The sequence below is a fragment of the Streptomyces sp. NPDC058246 genome (assembly GCF_042881985.1).
Classification (GTDB): domain Bacteria; phylum Actinomycetota; class Actinomycetes; order Streptomycetales; family Streptomycetaceae; genus Streptomyces.
On sequence record NZ_JBHVWZ010000012.1, the window covers coordinates 208,383 to 222,719 of the forward strand.

A 14,337-nucleotide genomic window follows, 5' to 3' on the forward strand; every position below is an offset into this window, starting at 1 on the left:
TACAAAAAAAATATATCTCTCCCCCTCCGCCCCCCCCCCCCCTCGCCCCCGGCGGGTCCGCTTGTTTTTCGCGCCCCCCCCCCCCCTCCCCTTCCCCCCCCCCCCGGCCCCGCCCCCCCCCACGACCCATCGCGGCGCCGGCTACCCGGCCATGCTCAGCGACAGCGCGAAGCGGCCCTCCTTGTCCGTCCACCAGTGGGTCAACTCGAAGCCCGCCTCGGCCAGTTCGCCGCGCACGCCCTCCTCGCGGAACTTCGCCGAGATCTCGGTGCGCAGTTCCTCGCCGTCCGCGAAGTCCACGGCGAGGTCGAGGGCGGGGATCTTGACCGTCTGCGTGACACGCGACCGCAGCCGCATCTCGATCCACTCCCGCTCGGCGTCCCAGAGGGCGACATGGTCGAACGCGGCGGGGTCGAAGTCGGCGCCGAGTTCACGATTGACGACGGTCAGCACGTTCTTGTTGAACTCCGCCGTCACTCCGGCCGCGTCGTCGTAGGCGGCGACGAGGACCGACTCGTCCTTGACGAGGTCCGTGCCGAGCAGCAGGGTGTCGCCGGGCGACAGCAGGGCCCGTACGGACGCCAGGAACGTGGCGCGTTCGGCGGGGAGCAGATTGCCGATCGTGCCGCCGAGGAACGCGACGAGCCGTGGCCCGGGCGTGTCCGGAAGGGTGAGACCGCCGGTGAAGTCGGCGATCAGCGCATGCACGTCGAGCCCGGGGCGTTCGTCGATCAACGCGTGCCCGGCCTGGGTGAGCGCGCTCTCGCTGACGTCGACGGGGACGTACGTGTGCAGCCCCGGCAGCGCGTCGAGCAGGTGCCGGGTCTTCTCCGACGAGCCGGAACCCAGCTCGACGAGGGTGCGCGCGCCGGTCGCCGCGGCGATCTCGGGGGCCCGGTCGATCAGGATCTCGCGCTCGGCGCGTGTGGGGTAGTACTCGGGCAGTTCGGTGATCTTCTCGAAGAGCTCGCTGCCGTGCGCGTCGTAGAACCACTTGGGCGGCAGTGTCTTGGGCGTGTGGCTGAGGCCGTGCAGGACGTCGGCGCGCAGGGCGGCCTCCGTGGCGTCCTCGGGCAGGGTGCGGGTGAGAAGGAACGGACTCACGTACGGGGCTCCTTCGGTGATGGGGGTCCCCCCGGTCCAGCGGAGCCGAGAGTGGGGGAGGATGCCATGTCGTCGTTCATGTCCTTGAGCGGCGTGAGCAGCACCTCGGTGCGGCTCGCCGTGAGGAGTGTGCGGTCGGGGACCTCCTGCCAGTGCGGGTCGTCGTCGTAGGGCTCGGAGGCCACGACGGTGCGGCGGCCGGGCTCGGTGAGATACCAGAGGGTGTCGCCCCACGCGGTCGCGATGATCGTCGAGCCGTTGGTGAGCAGCAGGTTGAGCCGGGACCCGGGGGCCGCCTCGGCGACCTCCAGGACCGTGTCGGCCAGCGCCTGGCTCTCACCGTCACCGCCGCGCAGCCGGTGCAGGAGCAGCGCCCACACGAGCGCCGAGTCGCAGCGGGCCTCCAGCGACAGCAACTCCGCCGCGGGCAGGGTCGCGGCGAGGGGCGCGAGGGAGCCGGGCCACCCGCGCACCGCGCCGTTGTGGCTGAACAGCCAGGCGCCCGCGGCGAACGGCGCCGCCGCGGCCTCCCCGTCCGCACCCGCCACGGTGGCGTCCCGCACCGCGGCGAGCAGCGCCGTGGTCCTGACGACACGGGCCAGGTCCGCGAACGACTGGTCGCCCCAGATGGGCCCGGTACGGCGGTACCGGGCGGGCATCGGGTCCCCCTCGGCGTACCAACCCACGCCGAAACCATCGGCGTTGACCGTCCCGTACCGCTGCCGCCGGGGTGTCCACGACTGCCGGTACAGGCCGTGCTCCGGCTCCATGACGAGCGCGCCGATCGGCTCCTCAGGCCCCAGGAACGCCAGATGTCGGCACATCAGGAACTCCCGGGCGCGGCATCGCGCGCGGTGCGGAACCCGGAGAAGATCTGCCGGCGGATCGGATAGTCCCAGTTGCGGAACGTGCCACGGCAGGCCACCGGGTCCACCGCGAACGACCCGCCGCGCAGCACTTTGTACTCAGGACCGAAGAAGACCTCCGAGTACTCCCGGTAGGGGAAGGCGACGAATCCGGGGTAGGGCTCCAGGTCGCTCGACGTCCACTCCCACACGTCACCGATCAACTGCCGTACGCCCAGCGGCGACGCGCCCGCCGGATAGCTGCCGGCCGGGGCCGGACGCAGATGGCGCTGGCCGAGGTTGGCGTGCTCGGGGGTGGGGTCGGCGTCGCCCCAGGGATAGCGCGTGGAGCGGTCGGACGCCGGGTCGTGGCGGGCCGCCTTCTCCCACTCGGCCTCGGTGGGCAGCCGCCGCCCCGCCCAGCGCGCGTACGCGTCGGCCTCGTACCAGGACACGTGCAGGACCGGCTCGTCGGGCGGCACGAGCTCGGTGACACCGAAGCGCCGCCGCAGCCACTGCCCGCCCTCGCGCCGCCAGAACAGCGGCGCCTCGATGTCATGGGCCCGTATGTGGTCCCAGCCCTCAGGGGTCCACCAGCGCCGCTCGCCGTAGCCGCCGTCCTCGATGAAGGCCTGGTAGGCGGCGTTCGTGACCGGCGTGGTGTCGATGAAGAACGACGGGACCGTACGCCGGTGCGCCGGCCGTTCGTTGTCCAGCGCCCAGGGCTCGGTGGACGTGCCCATCACGAACGGGCCGCCGGGCACCAGGACTTCGGCGGGGCCGGTGAACAGGGGCGCGGGCGCGGGATCCGGTGCCGTCAGGGCGGCCGGTCCCTTCCGGAGCTGATGGGTGATCAGCATGGTCTCGTCGTGCTGCTGTTCGTGCTGCGCGATCATTCCGAAGGCGAACCCCGCCTCGGTCAGCCGCGTGCCCTGGAACGCTGTGCTCTCCAGGACGTCCAGCGCCCGGCCGCGCACCTCGGCCGCGTACTTGCGGGCCTCGGCGGGCGGCAGCAGCGGCAGCGAGGGCCGCTCGGCACGCGGATGCTCGAACGCGTCGTACAGCCCGTCGATCTCGGGCCGCATCGCCTCACGCCCCGCGACCTCGCGCAGCAGCCACAGCTCCTCCTGGTTGCCGATGTGTGCGAGATCCCACACCAGCGGGGACATCAACGCCGAGTGCTGGGCGGTCAGTTCGGGCTCCTCCACGCAGGACGTGAGGAGCGCGGTGCGTTCGCGCGCCGTGGTCAGCGCGTCCAGCGCGCGCTCCCTGAGCGACTCCGGATCCGTGAGCGAATCGGGGGCGGTCATGTGCGGATGTCCTTCCCGTGGAACTGACCGTTGGACTGGCCGGTGGGGCGATCGGTGACTCGGTCGGCGGGTCGGTCGCCGGCTCGATCGCCGGCTCGATCGACGGACCGGCCGTTGGATGGATCGTCGGCGGCTCGGCCGAGCAATTGGCTGAGCACATCGTCGGCGGGGGAGCGGCCCTGGGCCACATAGCGGCCGGTGAACTCCGCCACGGCGTCCAGGACATCGCTGGTGGCACCGAGCCGGGGCAACGCCTCGGCGGCCGCCGCGAAACAGATGACCGCGGCTTCGTGCAACTCGGGGTCGGCCAGACCGTGCCGAGCGGCGTCCCGCCACAGCGGATTGCACGGAGCGGGCAGCGAGCCCGTCCGCTCGGCCAGGGGCTTCACCGTCCGGTACGCGGTCTCGGCCGCCTCCACGTCGTCGAAGAGCGCCGCCGTCACGGCGAGCGGCACGATCCACCCGTCGTCGCCAGGCTGCGCGTCGATCATGCGCAGTTCCAGATGCCCACGCGGACGCACCGGCGGGAACAGGGTCGTCAGGTGATAGTCGAGGTCCGCCCGGGTCGGCGGCGCTCCGGACCGGGTCCACTCCCGGAACGTCATGCCGTCCGGTACGTCCCATGGGCCGCTCGGCGCGCGTACGCACATGACCGGCGCGTCCAGGACATGCCGGGCCCAGGCGGCCCGGGGGTCGGTGCCCTGGGGAGGCGCGCTGCTCCGCCCCGGGTCCATCGCCGCCCACAGCGACTGCCGCGTGGAGCGCCAGCCGGTGTGCCGCCCCTGGGCAAGGGGAGAGTGGGCGAACGCGGCCACCAGGACAGCGCCCAGCTGGTGCGCCAGCCACCAGCGCCGCCCGTGCCCGAGCGGACCCGGCTCCTCGTACCCGGCGTCCAGACACACTTGGACGGAGGCGGAGCTGCACATCATGGCGCGGCCCTCGGGCCCCGCGCGGTCGAGGTACCGCTCCATGGCGTCGTACCGGGGCTCGTGGAGGAAGCGGGTCGGGGGGTTCCAGGGTTCATGGCCGTAGCCACTGAGGCCGAGGCCCGCCTCGCGCAGCGTCGCGCGGACGGCGTCGAGGTCGGCCGAGACGGACCCGATGCACTCCATCAGGGAGGCGGCGGGAGCGGAGCTGAGCTCCAGCTGGCCCCCGGGTTCGACGGTCAGCGCCGAACGCAGAGGCAGGGTCCGAAGGGCGGCGTACGCCGCTTCGAGTCGTGCGGGTGGTACCGGGAGCCGCGGTGTCCGCAGCTCGTGGACGAGCCATTCCACCTCGACACCGAGGAAACGTGGTGGGCCGGTCTTGAAGCAGATGCCACGGACCAGCGCCTCCACCTCAGCCTCGGTGACACGGGAGCGGCGCTCCGTACAGTCACTCACCGAATCGGACATGTCGGGATCCTCCTGAGATTCCACCATGCCGCCGGCCCGGCGTCTTGTGGGCCGGACCGGCAATCGTCCGTCCCACCCAAGACCCAATCGGCGGTTCGCACAAGAGTGCAGATCGTCGCTTTCGGGGCCGGGAACCACTGTTTGCGGAGCCGCGAAACTCTGTTGCGCCGCATGACCAGCATCGCTCACGATGCGTTCATGGGCACGACGGGGGAGATCGCGGGGGGCGTGCGCATGGCACGCACGGGGGAGATCGCGCGGGGCGTGCGCGTGGCGCGTACGGGGGTCGCGCCATGAGCGCACGCCTCCGCGCGATCGCACAGCAGACGCAGGAGATCGTCGCGGCGGGCGCGTATCGCGCGCCCGCCGGGCGCGAGGTGGCGATCGCCGCGACGGTCGAGGCCGCCCGGGCCGGGACGCGGATGTACGGGCCGGGACCGGTTCCGGAGCCGGTGGGGATGCGTCCGGTCACTCCGGTCGATACGGTTTTCGAGGTCACGGGCGAAAGCAGTCTGGAGGCCGCCCGACGGCTCACGCGCACCTTGGGCTCCGTCGCCGTCCTGAACTTCTCCTCCGCCCGCAATCCGGGCGGCGGCTATCTGAACGGCGCTCAGGCCCAGGAAGAGGCCCTGTGCCGGGCCTCCGCGCTGTACACGTGCCTGCTGCGGGCCCGGAAGTTCTACGACCACCACCGCGCCCACCGTGACCCGTTCTACACGGACCGTGTCATTCACTCACCCGCCGTGCCCGTCTTCCGGGACGACCGCGGCCGGCTCCTCGAGGCGCCGTACACGGCGGGATTCCTGACCGCCGCGGCCCCCAATGCCGGAGTCGTCCTGCGCACCGCACCCGAGCGCGCGGCCGACCTCCCGCACGCCCTCGCCGTACGCGCCGAACGGGTCCTGGAGACGGCCGCGACCCATGGCTACCGGAGACTGGTGCTCGGCGCCTGGGGCTGCGGCGTCTTCCAGAACGACCCGGCACAAGTGGCGGAGGCCTTCCGGCGCCTGCTGATCGAGGGCCGCTTCGAGAGGTACTTCGAGCACGTGGTGTTCGGGATCCTGGACCGCACGGCGGGCGGGACGACGCGCCGCGCATTCGAGCAAGCGTTCGCGTCGACGGTCGGCGTCCGCTGAAACGCCAGTTCCGCCCGCAGTGACTGACGTACAGCAGACGGTCGTCCGGTCCGACCGGTCCTGGAAAAGCCATGGGACCGGGCTGGACTGGATCGGGCTGGACCGGGCTGGACTGGACCGGACGAGTGACCGATGGCTACCGGCCGCTCCGGCGGTCGACTCCCACGCGGTCGACTCCCACGGGGACGGCAAGGAGAGGGCCAGGCCCAGACCGGGGACGGCCCGTGCTGCCCTGACGTTTCGAACCTCGTCCAAAGCTTTCTCGCGCCGGGATCCGGGCGGGAGTCCGGTGACAAGCCGACGGAGGGAGAGGCCGATAAGGATCCGGAAGCGAGCGCGCGGCGCTCAACGCCACCCGTACCGCTCCCGCAGCCGGTGCACGACCGAGTTGAACCGCATCCGGTCCAGCGCACACGCCTCGCGCCGCATGCCGTCCTCGTGCAGCCGCAGTACGCGATCCACGTCCACCCACGAATCGCGTCCCGACCGGTCCCATGGACCGGAGCCGATCGGCACCCATTCCCGGTCGCCGTCGTGGCCCTTGCTGGAGAGCTGCACAGCGAGGAAGGTCCCGGCGGCTTCCCGGGCGACGACGAGCACCGGCCGGTCCTTGCCCCGCCCGTCGTTCTCCTCGAAGGGCACCCACGTCCAGACGATCTCGCCGGGATCGGGGTCGCCGTCGTGCGCGGGGGAGTACTCCGTCTTCACGCGGCCCACCTCGCGGGGCTCGGCCTCGGTGGTCGCGGAGGGGCCGTAGCGGCCGGGGACGTCTGCGTCGGTTGCGTCGGTAAAGGCTGTCACGGGGCCACGTTAGAGCCTGCACGGACTTCGGGCGTACGGGGGTCAACTCCCGCACGCCCGAAGCCTCACGCCCAGCTGTTCTCGGCTGTCCTCAGTTGTCGTCAGCCGTTCTCAGCCGTCCTCGGCCCTCCTAAGCCGTCCTCGGCCCCCCTAAGTCGTCCTCAGCCGTCCTAAGTTGTCCTCAGTCGTCCTCAGCTGTCCTTCTCCACCGGCACCCGCTCCGACCGCGGCGGTACGACCCCGTTGATCCCGGCGGCCCCGTTCTCCGCCGCACCGTTCGTACCGTTCTGGTTCATCGACGCCAGCAACTGACGTGCCAGGCCCAGGCCGGTGCCGCCCATGGTGAGGGCCTTGGCGAACATGTCCGCCATGCCGTCGGCGCCGTTGAGCAGCACCATGTGGTCGACGTTGCCGAACGCGCTCGCGCCCGCCTGGACGATCTCCGGCCAGTTCTCGGCGAGTTGCTGGGCGACGACGGCCTCCTGGTTCTCGGCGAGGGCGGCGGCCCGCGCCTTGATGGCCTCCGCCTCCGCGAGACCCTGCGCCCGGGTCGCTTCGGCCGCGGCGAGCCCCTTGGCCTGAGCCGCTGCGGCCTCGGCCTCACCCGTGGCCCTGGTCGCCGTCGCGGCGGCCGCACCCCGGGCCTTCGTCGCCTCGGCCTCCGCGGTGGCGGCCGTCTTGACCCGGTTGGCCTCGGCCGCGGCCGCGAGCTCGGTCTCCTTGGCCTTGGCCTGCGCCGCCGAGATACGCGCGTCACGCTCGGCCTCGGCACGGGCCCGCGTCTCGTACGCCTGGGCGTCCGCCGGCTTGCGGACGTCCGCCTGGAGCTGCTGCTCACGACGGAGGGCATCGAGCTCGGCGATCCGGGTCTCCTGTACGACGACGTCCTGCCGGGCTGCGGCGTCCGCGAGCGGTCCGGCCTGCCGCGCCTTCGCCGCCGCCTTGTCACGCTCGGCCTGGTAGCCGGCCTGGAGGATCTCGCTGTCCCGGGTCGCCTCCGACATCCGGGCCGCGGCCTTCTGTTCGGCCTCGGTGGCGAGACGATTCGCCTCCGCCTGCGCGATGCGCGCGTCCCGCTGGACGGCGGCGGCGTGCGGCATCGCGAGGTTCTTGATGTACCCGGTCGGGTCCTCGATCTCGTGGATCTGCAGCGAGTCGACGATCAGACCGAGCTTCTCCATCTCGGTACCGCACGCGGCCCGGGTCTGGCCGGTCATCTTCTCCCGGTCGCGGATCATGTCCTCGACGGTCAACCCGCCGACGATGGACCGCAGATGACCGGCGAACACGTTGTGCACACGCTCCGACATCATCTTCTGCTGGTCGAGGAAGCGACGCCCCGCGTTGGCGATCGACACGAAGTCGTCGCCCACCTTGAAGATGACCACGCCCCGCACCTTCAGCGGAATGCCCTGGGTGGTCACGCAGTCCACGTGCAGCTCGGTCTCGTTGAGGTCGAGCGAGATCTTGCGCACCGCCTGCACACCCGGCAGCACCAGCGTGCCGCGCCCCGTCACGATGCGGAATCCCATGCCTTCTTCAAGGCCTTCGGTCCGATGCTTCGAACCGGAGATGATCAGTGCTTCGTTGGGCTCCGCGACGCGCCACATGAGCTTGAAGACCACAACGATGAAGACCAGTGCGAGGACAACCGCCCCCGCCACGACGCCGACAACCATCGGCATACGCCCCCTTTGCATGGTGCCCTGTCGGCACCGAACGAACGGGAGTGTGCTCCTGCGCAAGGCCGGGGTACAGACGCTGACGAATCCTTGTTGCAATCTTGACGCGTACCGTTCTCACCTGGGACGCGACCCGCACAGACGAGCCCTTGACGGCCGTACGCCGCCGAGACGCACAGGGTGAACGGTCAACGGACGAGTCCTTCAGCCGACGAGCCGTCAGTGGACGAGCAGTCAACCCACAAGCCTCAACGGACAAGCCTCAACGGACAAGCCGTCAACTGTCGTACGCCGCAGAGACGTAGACGGTCCGCGGCGGCAGGTACTCCACCACCATCACCACCGTGCCGCGCTCGATGCGCTCCTTCGCGGACGCGGGATACGCGAGGAAGTGCTCGGCGCCGCCGCGCACCCGGACGATCACCTCGCCGACGAGCCCGGGCCCGACCGTGCCGGTCACCCGGCCCATCAATCCGACCATCGACGCATCGCCCATGCTCACAGGGTACGGCCGGAAGCCGCTGGTCACCCCGTGCGTTGCCAACTCGCTTACGCGGCCGGAGAATCCGCGGCAGCCTCGTGCGGCGGCCACTGTTCGTGCCAGCGCAGGTCCGCCTCCAACTGGGCCGCCAGCGAGACGAGGAGCGGCTCGCTGCTCGCCGGTCCGAGCAGCTGCGCGCCGACGGGCAGGCCCTCGCCGACAAAGCCGGCCGGGATGTTCACGCCGGGCCAGCCGAGAATGTTCCACGGCCAGGCGTACGGGCAGGCGGCGATCATGGCGCGATCGGTGCCGAGGCCGTTCAGATGCAGCATCGAGCCGATCGGCGGCGGGGGAGTGGCGGTCGTCGGCGCGAGCAGGACGTCGTACGTGTGGAAGAGCGCGCCGATCCGCCGGTGCAGGGCGGCCTCGGCCCGCCGGGCCACCCGCAGCGGCGCGCCGCCCAGCAGCCGGCCGAGGCGGGCGGCATCCCGGGTGCGCCGGTCGAGGAGCTCGGGGAACGGCGCGTCGCGCACCCGCTCGGCGAGACCCGCCGTGGCGCGCGGGACGAACGTGAGCCCGATCTGTCCGTAGCGCGGCTCCGCCTCCTCCACCTCGTGCCCGAGCGCCGCGAGCCGCTCCGCGAGCGCGACGACCTTCGCCCGTATGGCCGGGTCGAGCCGGGCGGGCAGCGCGGTGAACGGCGGCTTGAGGGACAGCGCGATCCGCAGCCGGCCCGGGTCGCGGCCCACCGCGTCGGACACGCGCAGCGGGACCGGGCGGTGCAGGTCGCCGTCGTGGTTGCCGCTCGCCGCGTCCAGCAGCAGGGCGGCGTCGGAGACCGTGCGGGCGAGCGTTCCGTTGACGGTGATGCCCTGGAAGGACTCCGGGCGCGGCCAGGTGGAGATCCGCCCGCGCTGCGGCTTGATGCCGATCAGATGCGTCCAGGAGGCGGGAATGCGCACCGAGCCCGCGCCGTCCGAGCCGAGCGCGGCCGGGACCAGACCGGCCGCCACCGCCGCCGCGGAGCCCCCGGACGAGCCGCCCGGCGTGTGGTCCGCGTGCCAGGGGTTGCGGGTGGCGCCGAAGGCGGGCCCCTCGGTGAAGGGCCACTGGCCGAGCTCGCAGGTGTTGGTCTTGCCGATCACGATGGCCCCGGACGCCCGCAGCCGGCGTACCGCCTCCCCGTCCTCGGCCTGCGGCGGGTAGTCGCCCGGGCAGCCGAACGCGGTCGGTTCGCCCGCCACGTCCATGTCGTCCTTGACCGCCACCGGCACTCCGAGCAGCGGTCGCCGAACCCCCGCCGCCAGTTCCTTGTCGGCCGCGTCGGCCTCGGCGAGCGCGGCCTCGGCGCGCACCCGGCGAAAGGCGTTCAGGGTGGGCTGGGTCGCGTCGATCCGGGCCAGCGCCCGCTCGACCAGCTCACGCGCGGTCACCTCGCCGTCGGCGAGGGCGCGAGCACACTCCGCCAGACCCGCGGCACGGTCGGGAGCCATCCGGACACCTCCGAAGCACGTCGTCTACCGAACGGTAACCTTCGGACGGGCCATCCGGTACGGGATGCGCAAGTTCCTTTGTGGAAGCGGGAGTTCCGCCTGTCGAGCCCTTCGTGCTGCCCCGGCGCAGAGTGGCTCGCCGTGCTTCTGCAAGGATGCCGTCCGTCATGGTGCAGATACCGAAGCAGTCCGTCCCGCCGGCGCCCGCACAACGACCCGTGCCGACGAGCGCCGATGTGGCCCGCCTCGCGGGCGTCTCGCGCGCGACCGTCTCGTACGTCCTGAACAACACCAGCGCCGTCCGGATCAGCGAACCCACCCGCCGCCGGGTCCACGAGGCCGCCGAGGAACTCGGTTACGTCCCGCACGCCGCCGCCCGCAGCCTGCGCGCCGGGCACAGCCGTATGGTCCTGATGCCCGCGCCGACCGTGCCCGCGGGGCCGCTGTACAGCCAGTTCTTCAACGAGCTCCAGTGGGCCCTCGGTCGCCTCGACTACACCGTCGTGCAGTACGGCGGTGTCGGCCTGGAGGGTGACGAGGCGGCCCGCGTCTGGGCCGAGCTGCGCCCGGTCGCCGTCCTCGTGCCGGGCAGCGGGCTCGGTCCACAGGGCGTGTCCGTCCTCAAGCGCGCCGGCGCTCGTGCCGTCGTGACCCTGGGCCCCGAGCGCGTCGAGGGCGCGCACGCGCTGCTCATGGACCATGACCGGGTGGGCCACAGCGCAGGCGCCCACCTCCTGGCCCGGGGCCGCCGCCGCATCGGCGTCGTGATGCCCGAGGGGGGCGGCCTGGAGATCTTCTCCAAGCCCCGCCTCGACGGCGTACACCGTGCCCTGCACGGCACGGACGCGACGGTGACCGAGCTGCCCCTGGCCTACGAGGAGGAGGCCGCCGCCCGTCTCGCGGCGCGCTGGCGCTCCCTCGGCCTCGACGCCGTGTTCGCCTACAACGACGAGTACGCGATGCTGCTCATGCGGGCCCTGCAGGACGCGGGGATCGGCATCCCGCAGGAGACGGCCGTCATCGGCGCCGACGACCTCATGCTCGGCCGGCTGCTGCGGCCCCGGCTGAGCACCGTGCACATCGAGCTGCCGTCCGGACGCGACCTCGCCGAGCTGGTCGACCGGGCGGTGCGCGAACCGGGCGCCGCGCCGGAGACGCACGAGGTGCTGGGCGCGCGGGTCGTGCATCGCGACTCCAGCTGAGAGGCTGTATCTGGTCCCCAGCCGGACGGAAGCCGGATGCGGAGCCGGACGGAAGCCTGGCCGAAGCGGGATGCGGGGGCCGCACAGAAGTCGGGCCGAAGCCGGATTCCGAGCCGGGCTGAAGCCGGATCCGGGGCCGGGCCGAGGCCGGATCGGACACGGAGGCGCGTCATGCGGACCACGGTCGGCATCATCGGCGGCGGCCCTGCCGGACTGCTGCTGGCCCGGCTGCTGCGCCGGACGGGGATCGACTGCGTCGTCCTGGAGAGCCGGACGCGCGCCTACGTCGAGCAGCGCCAGCGCGCGGGAATGCTGGAGCAGGGCACGGTGAACGCGCTGCGCGAGTGCGGCGCCGCCGACCGCCTGGACGCCGAGGGCCTGATCCACCACGGCATCGAGCTGCGCTTCGACCGCGAACGCCACCACATCGACTTCCCCGTGCTCACCGGCGGCCGCACCGTCACGATCTACGCCCAGACGGAGATCGTGAAGGACCTCGTGGCCCTTCAACTCGCCGAGGGGCCACCGCTGTTGTTCGAGGCGACGGCGCTCGCCGTCGAGAAGCCGGAGAGCGACGCGCCCGTCGTCCGGTTCGTACACGAAGGCCGCGAGCAGACCCTGAGCTGTGACTACGTGGTGGGCTGCGACGGCTCCCACGGCATCGCCCGGCATGCCTTCCCGGCCGAGGTGAGCCGCACCTACGCGCACGACTACCCCTACTCCTGGCTCGGGATCCTCGCCGATGTGCCGCCCTCCTGCGAGGAGTTGATCTACGCGCGCGGCCCGGGCGGTTTCGCCCTGCACAGCATGCGCTCGCCGTCCGTGTCGCGGCTGTACGTGCAGGTCCCGAACGGCACCGACGCCCGCGACTGGCCCGACGAGCGCATCTGGGACGAACTCGCCGCGCGCTTCGCGATCGACGGCGACTGGCGGCTGGAGCGCGGTCCCATCACCTCCAAGTCCGTGACACCGATGCGGAGTTCCGTGCACGAGCCGATGCGGTACGGGCGATTGTTCCTCGCCGGGGACGCCGCCCACATCGTGCCGCCGACCGGCGCGAAGGGGCTCAACCTCGCGGTGTCCGACGTCCGGGTCCTGGCGCGCGGCTTCGCCGGGCTGCGCCGCACCGGATCGTCCGAACTCCTCGACCGCTACTCGGAGTTGTGCCTCGACCGGGTGTGGCAGGCCACGCGCTTCTCGGACGACATGACTAGGATGTTGCACACTCAACCAAATGGGGACGTCTTCGAACACCGGGTGCAGCTCGCGCGACTGCGCCGGATCGCGGCATCCCGCCCCGCGGCGGCCGAACTGGCCGCGAACTACACGGGGCTCCCCCTCGCGTTATGAGCTCGACCGGTTCCCGGGCCCGGATCGGTGCATGGACCGAGCCCATTGCACCGGACGAGTCCCCGCTGGTGATCAGAGATCGAACGGAGAGCCGACATGCCGCTGCTCGACCCCACGACCTGGCAGTCCCGCCCCCTCTCGGGTGGTGAGTACACCGTCACCGAGCCCGCCACCGGCGAGGCGCTGGGCGCCGTCACCCTGGCCACCGCCGACGACGTCGCCACGGCGGCGCGGGACGCCCGCGCCGCCCAGACGGAGTGGGCCAAGGCCCCGCACTTCGTCCGCGCGGCCGTGCTGCGCAAGGCGGGCGACCTCTTCGCCGCGCACGCAGGCGAACTGCGCGACTGGATCGTCCGCGAGTCCGGCTCCGTCCCGGGCAAGGCCGACTTCGAACTGCACGTCGCCGCCCAGGAGTGCTACGAGGCGGCCGCGCTCGCCTCCCGTCCGACCGGCCAGATCCTGCCCTCGGAGGCGCCGCGTCTGTCGTACACCCGACGCGTCCCGGTCGGCGTGGTGGGTGTGATCGCCCCCTTCAACGCGCCGCTGATCCTGTCGATCCGCTCGGTGGCCCCGGCGCTCGCGCTCGGCAACGGCGTCGTATTGAAGCCGGACCCGCGCACAGCGGTGTGCGGCGGTCTTGCGCTCGCCGCCGTCTTCGCCGAGGCGGGTCTCCCGGAGGGGCTGCTGCACGTCCTGCCCGGTGGCCCCGAGGCCGGTCAGGCGCTGGTCGCCGACCCGCTGGTGCCGGTGATCTCCTTCACGGGATCAACCACCGCCGGACGCGCGGTCGGTGAGGCCGCGGGCCGCCACCTCAAGCGCGCGCACCTGGAGTTGGGCGGAAACTCCGCGCTGATCGTGCTGGCGGACGCCGACATCGACGCGGTGATCTCCACGGCGGCCTGGGGTTCGTTCTTCCACCAGGGGCAGATCTGCATGACGACCGGACGCCACCTCGTGCACGCCTCCCTCTACGAGGAGTACGTCGAGCGGCTCGCCGCCAAGGCGGACTCCCTCGCGGTAGGAGACCCGTACCGCGAACAGGTGCACCTCGGCCCGATCATCGACAGCGCCCAACTCGCCAAGATCCAGGGGCTGGTGGAAGCCAGCACGGCAGGAGGCGCCAAGCTGGCGGCGGGCGGCACGCACGAGAGGCTGTTCTACCGGCCGACCGTGCTCGCCGGAGTCGACGACGCGACCCCGGCGTACGCGGAGGAGGTCTTCGGCCCGGTCGCACCGGTCCGTCCGTTCAGTGACCTCGACGAAGCGGCCGCCCTCGCCTCCACGGGACCGTACGGCCTCTCGCTGGGCATCGTCACCCGGGACACCGCGCGAGGTCTCGACCTGGCCGAGCGCATCCCGACCGGCATCGTCCACATCAACGACCAGACCGTCAACGACGAGGCCGTCGCGCCCTTCGGCGGGATCGCCGCCTCCGGCACCGGCGCCCGCTTCGGCGGCGAGGCCAACCTGGAGGCCTTCACCGACGTGCGCTGGACGACGGTGCGCAGTGACGTGGCGGCGTATCCGTTCTGATCCGCG

At 72.1% G+C, this 14,337-nt stretch carries 13 protein-coding genes; 5 read left to right on the plus strand and 8 right to left on the minus strand.

Annotated elements, in window-relative coordinates; all coding sequences use genetic code 11:
• Nucleotides 1-141: 141 nt before the first annotated feature.
• The 4 genes from egtD to egtA are packed head-to-tail and all read right to left on the minus strand — an operon-like array spanning nt 142 to nt 4,653.
• On the minus strand, nt 142-1,104 hold the full coding sequence (egtD, locus tag ACFVXA_RS20030; protein WP_383748290.1) for an L-histidine N(alpha)-methyltransferase: 963 nt from the start codon (nt 1,102-1,104) through the stop codon (nt 142-144).
• Nucleotides 1,101-1,928, minus strand: coding sequence for an ergothioneine biosynthesis protein EgtC (egtC, locus tag ACFVXA_RS20035; RefSeq protein WP_362023026.1), 828 nt, complete (start codon nt 1,926-1,928; stop codon nt 1,101-1,103). Before egtC ends, egtD begins: the two co-directional genes overlap by 4 nt.
• Entirely contained in the window at nt 1,928-3,259 is a 1,332-nt protein-coding gene (gene egtB, locus ACFVXA_RS20040; RefSeq protein ID WP_383904118.1) for an ergothioneine biosynthesis protein EgtB, read from the minus strand. The genes egtC and egtB overlap by 1 nt, the downstream gene beginning before the upstream one ends.
• Complete coding sequence (gene egtA / locus ACFVXA_RS20045; RefSeq protein WP_390025857.1) at nt 3,256-4,653, minus strand: ergothioneine biosynthesis glutamate--cysteine ligase EgtA; 1,398 nt, start codon at nt 4,651-4,653, stop codon at nt 3,256-3,258. The genes egtB and egtA overlap by 4 nt, the downstream gene beginning before the upstream one ends.
• Before the next feature lie 171 nt (nt 4,654-4,824).
• Here egtA and ACFVXA_RS20050 point away from each other — a divergent pair, with 171 nt between their 5' ends.
• Together ACFVXA_RS20050 and ACFVXA_RS20055 are read left to right on the plus strand one after the other, a co-directional pair.
• Nucleotides 4,825-4,950, plus strand: a complete 126-nt coding sequence (locus ACFVXA_RS20050; RefSeq protein ID WP_362023017.1) for a hypothetical protein — start codon at nt 4,825-4,827, stop codon at nt 4,948-4,950.
• The gene (locus tag ACFVXA_RS20055; protein WP_383904113.1) at nt 4,947-5,789 is read left to right on the plus strand and encodes a TIGR02452 family protein; all 843 of its coding nucleotides are present in this window, start codon (nt 4,947-4,949) and stop codon (nt 5,787-5,789) included. Before ACFVXA_RS20050 ends, ACFVXA_RS20055 begins: the two co-directional genes overlap by 4 nt.
• 345 nt (nt 5,790-6,134) lie before the next feature.
• Here the strand turns inward: ACFVXA_RS20055 and ACFVXA_RS20060 are convergent, their stop codons facing one another.
• The 4 genes from ACFVXA_RS20060 to ACFVXA_RS20075 form a co-directional block, all read right to left on the minus strand.
• Nucleotides 6,135-6,590, minus strand: a complete 456-nt coding sequence (locus ACFVXA_RS20060) for a type II toxin-antitoxin system PemK/MazF family toxin (RefSeq protein WP_362023011.1) — start codon at nt 6,588-6,590, stop codon at nt 6,135-6,137.
• A gap of 191 nt (nt 6,591-6,781) precedes the next feature.
• On the minus strand, nt 6,782-8,275 hold the full coding sequence (locus tag ACFVXA_RS20065) for an SPFH domain-containing protein (protein WP_383748299.1): 1,494 nt from the start codon (nt 8,273-8,275) through the stop codon (nt 6,782-6,784).
• Nucleotides 8,276-8,549: 274 nt separating this feature from the next.
• Nucleotides 8,550-8,774 carry a hypothetical protein gene (locus ACFVXA_RS20070; RefSeq protein ID WP_383904109.1) on the minus strand — a complete coding sequence of 75 codons (225 nt, stop codon included), beginning with the start codon at nt 8,772-8,774 and terminating at the stop codon, nt 8,550-8,552.
• Nucleotides 8,775-8,821: 47 nt separating this feature from the next.
• Nucleotides 8,822-10,246, minus strand: coding sequence for an amidase (locus ACFVXA_RS20075; RefSeq protein WP_362023003.1), 1,425 nt, complete (start codon nt 10,244-10,246; stop codon nt 8,822-8,824).
• A 167-nt stretch (nt 10,247-10,413) separates the two neighbouring features.
• Between ACFVXA_RS20075 and ACFVXA_RS20080 the strand changes: the two genes are divergently transcribed.
• From ACFVXA_RS20080 to ACFVXA_RS20090, 3 genes are all read left to right on the plus strand, one after another.
• Nucleotides 10,414-11,448 carry a LacI family DNA-binding transcriptional regulator gene (locus tag ACFVXA_RS20080; protein ID WP_390025859.1) on the plus strand — a complete coding sequence of 345 codons (1,035 nt, stop codon included), beginning with the start codon at nt 10,414-10,416 and terminating at the stop codon, nt 11,446-11,448.
• A gap of 171 nt (nt 11,449-11,619) precedes the next feature.
• Nucleotides 11,620-12,798, plus strand: coding sequence for a 4-hydroxybenzoate 3-monooxygenase (locus ACFVXA_RS20085; protein WP_383748305.1), 1,179 nt, complete (start codon nt 11,620-11,622; stop codon nt 12,796-12,798).
• Nucleotides 12,799-12,894: 96 nt separating this feature from the next.
• Entirely contained in the window at nt 12,895-14,331 is a 1,437-nt protein-coding gene (locus tag ACFVXA_RS20090) for an aldehyde dehydrogenase family protein (protein ID WP_390025861.1), read from the plus strand.
• The last annotated feature ends 6 nt before the right edge of the window (nt 14,332-14,337 follow it).

What these genes read in the sequence shown, in the direction of transcription:
- egtC (WP_362023026.1), bottom strand. Translation starts at nt 1,928, where the DNA reads ATGTGCCGACATCTGGCGTTCCTGGGGCCTGAGGAGCCGATCGGCGCG.
- ACFVXA_RS20050 (WP_362023017.1), top strand. Translation starts at nt 4,825, where the DNA reads ATGACCAGCATCGCTCACGATGCGTTCATGGGCACGACGGGGGAGATC.
- egtA (WP_390025857.1), bottom strand. Translation starts at nt 4,653, where the DNA reads ATGTCCGATTCGGTGAGTGACTGTACGGAGCGCCGCTCCCGTGTCACC.
- ACFVXA_RS20065 (WP_383748299.1), bottom strand. Translation starts at nt 8,275, where the DNA reads ATGCCGATGGTTGTCGGCGTCGTGGCGGGGGCGGTTGTCCTCGCACTG.
- egtB (WP_383904118.1), bottom strand. Translation starts at nt 3,259, where the DNA reads ATGACCGCCCCCGATTCGCTCACGGATCCGGAGTCGCTCAGGGAGCGC.
- ACFVXA_RS20055 (WP_383904113.1), top strand. Translation starts at nt 4,947, where the DNA reads ATGAGCGCACGCCTCCGCGCGATCGCACAGCAGACGCAGGAGATCGTC.
- ACFVXA_RS20080 (WP_390025859.1), top strand. Translation starts at nt 10,414, where the DNA reads ATGGTGCAGATACCGAAGCAGTCCGTCCCGCCGGCGCCCGCACAACGA.
- ACFVXA_RS20085 (WP_383748305.1), top strand. Translation starts at nt 11,620, where the DNA reads ATGCGGACCACGGTCGGCATCATCGGCGGCGGCCCTGCCGGACTGCTG.
- ACFVXA_RS20090 (WP_390025861.1), top strand. Translation starts at nt 12,895, where the DNA reads ATGCCGCTGCTCGACCCCACGACCTGGCAGTCCCGCCCCCTCTCGGGT.
- ACFVXA_RS20075 (WP_362023003.1), bottom strand. Translation starts at nt 10,246, where the DNA reads ATGGCTCCCGACCGTGCCGCGGGTCTGGCGGAGTGTGCTCGCGCCCTC.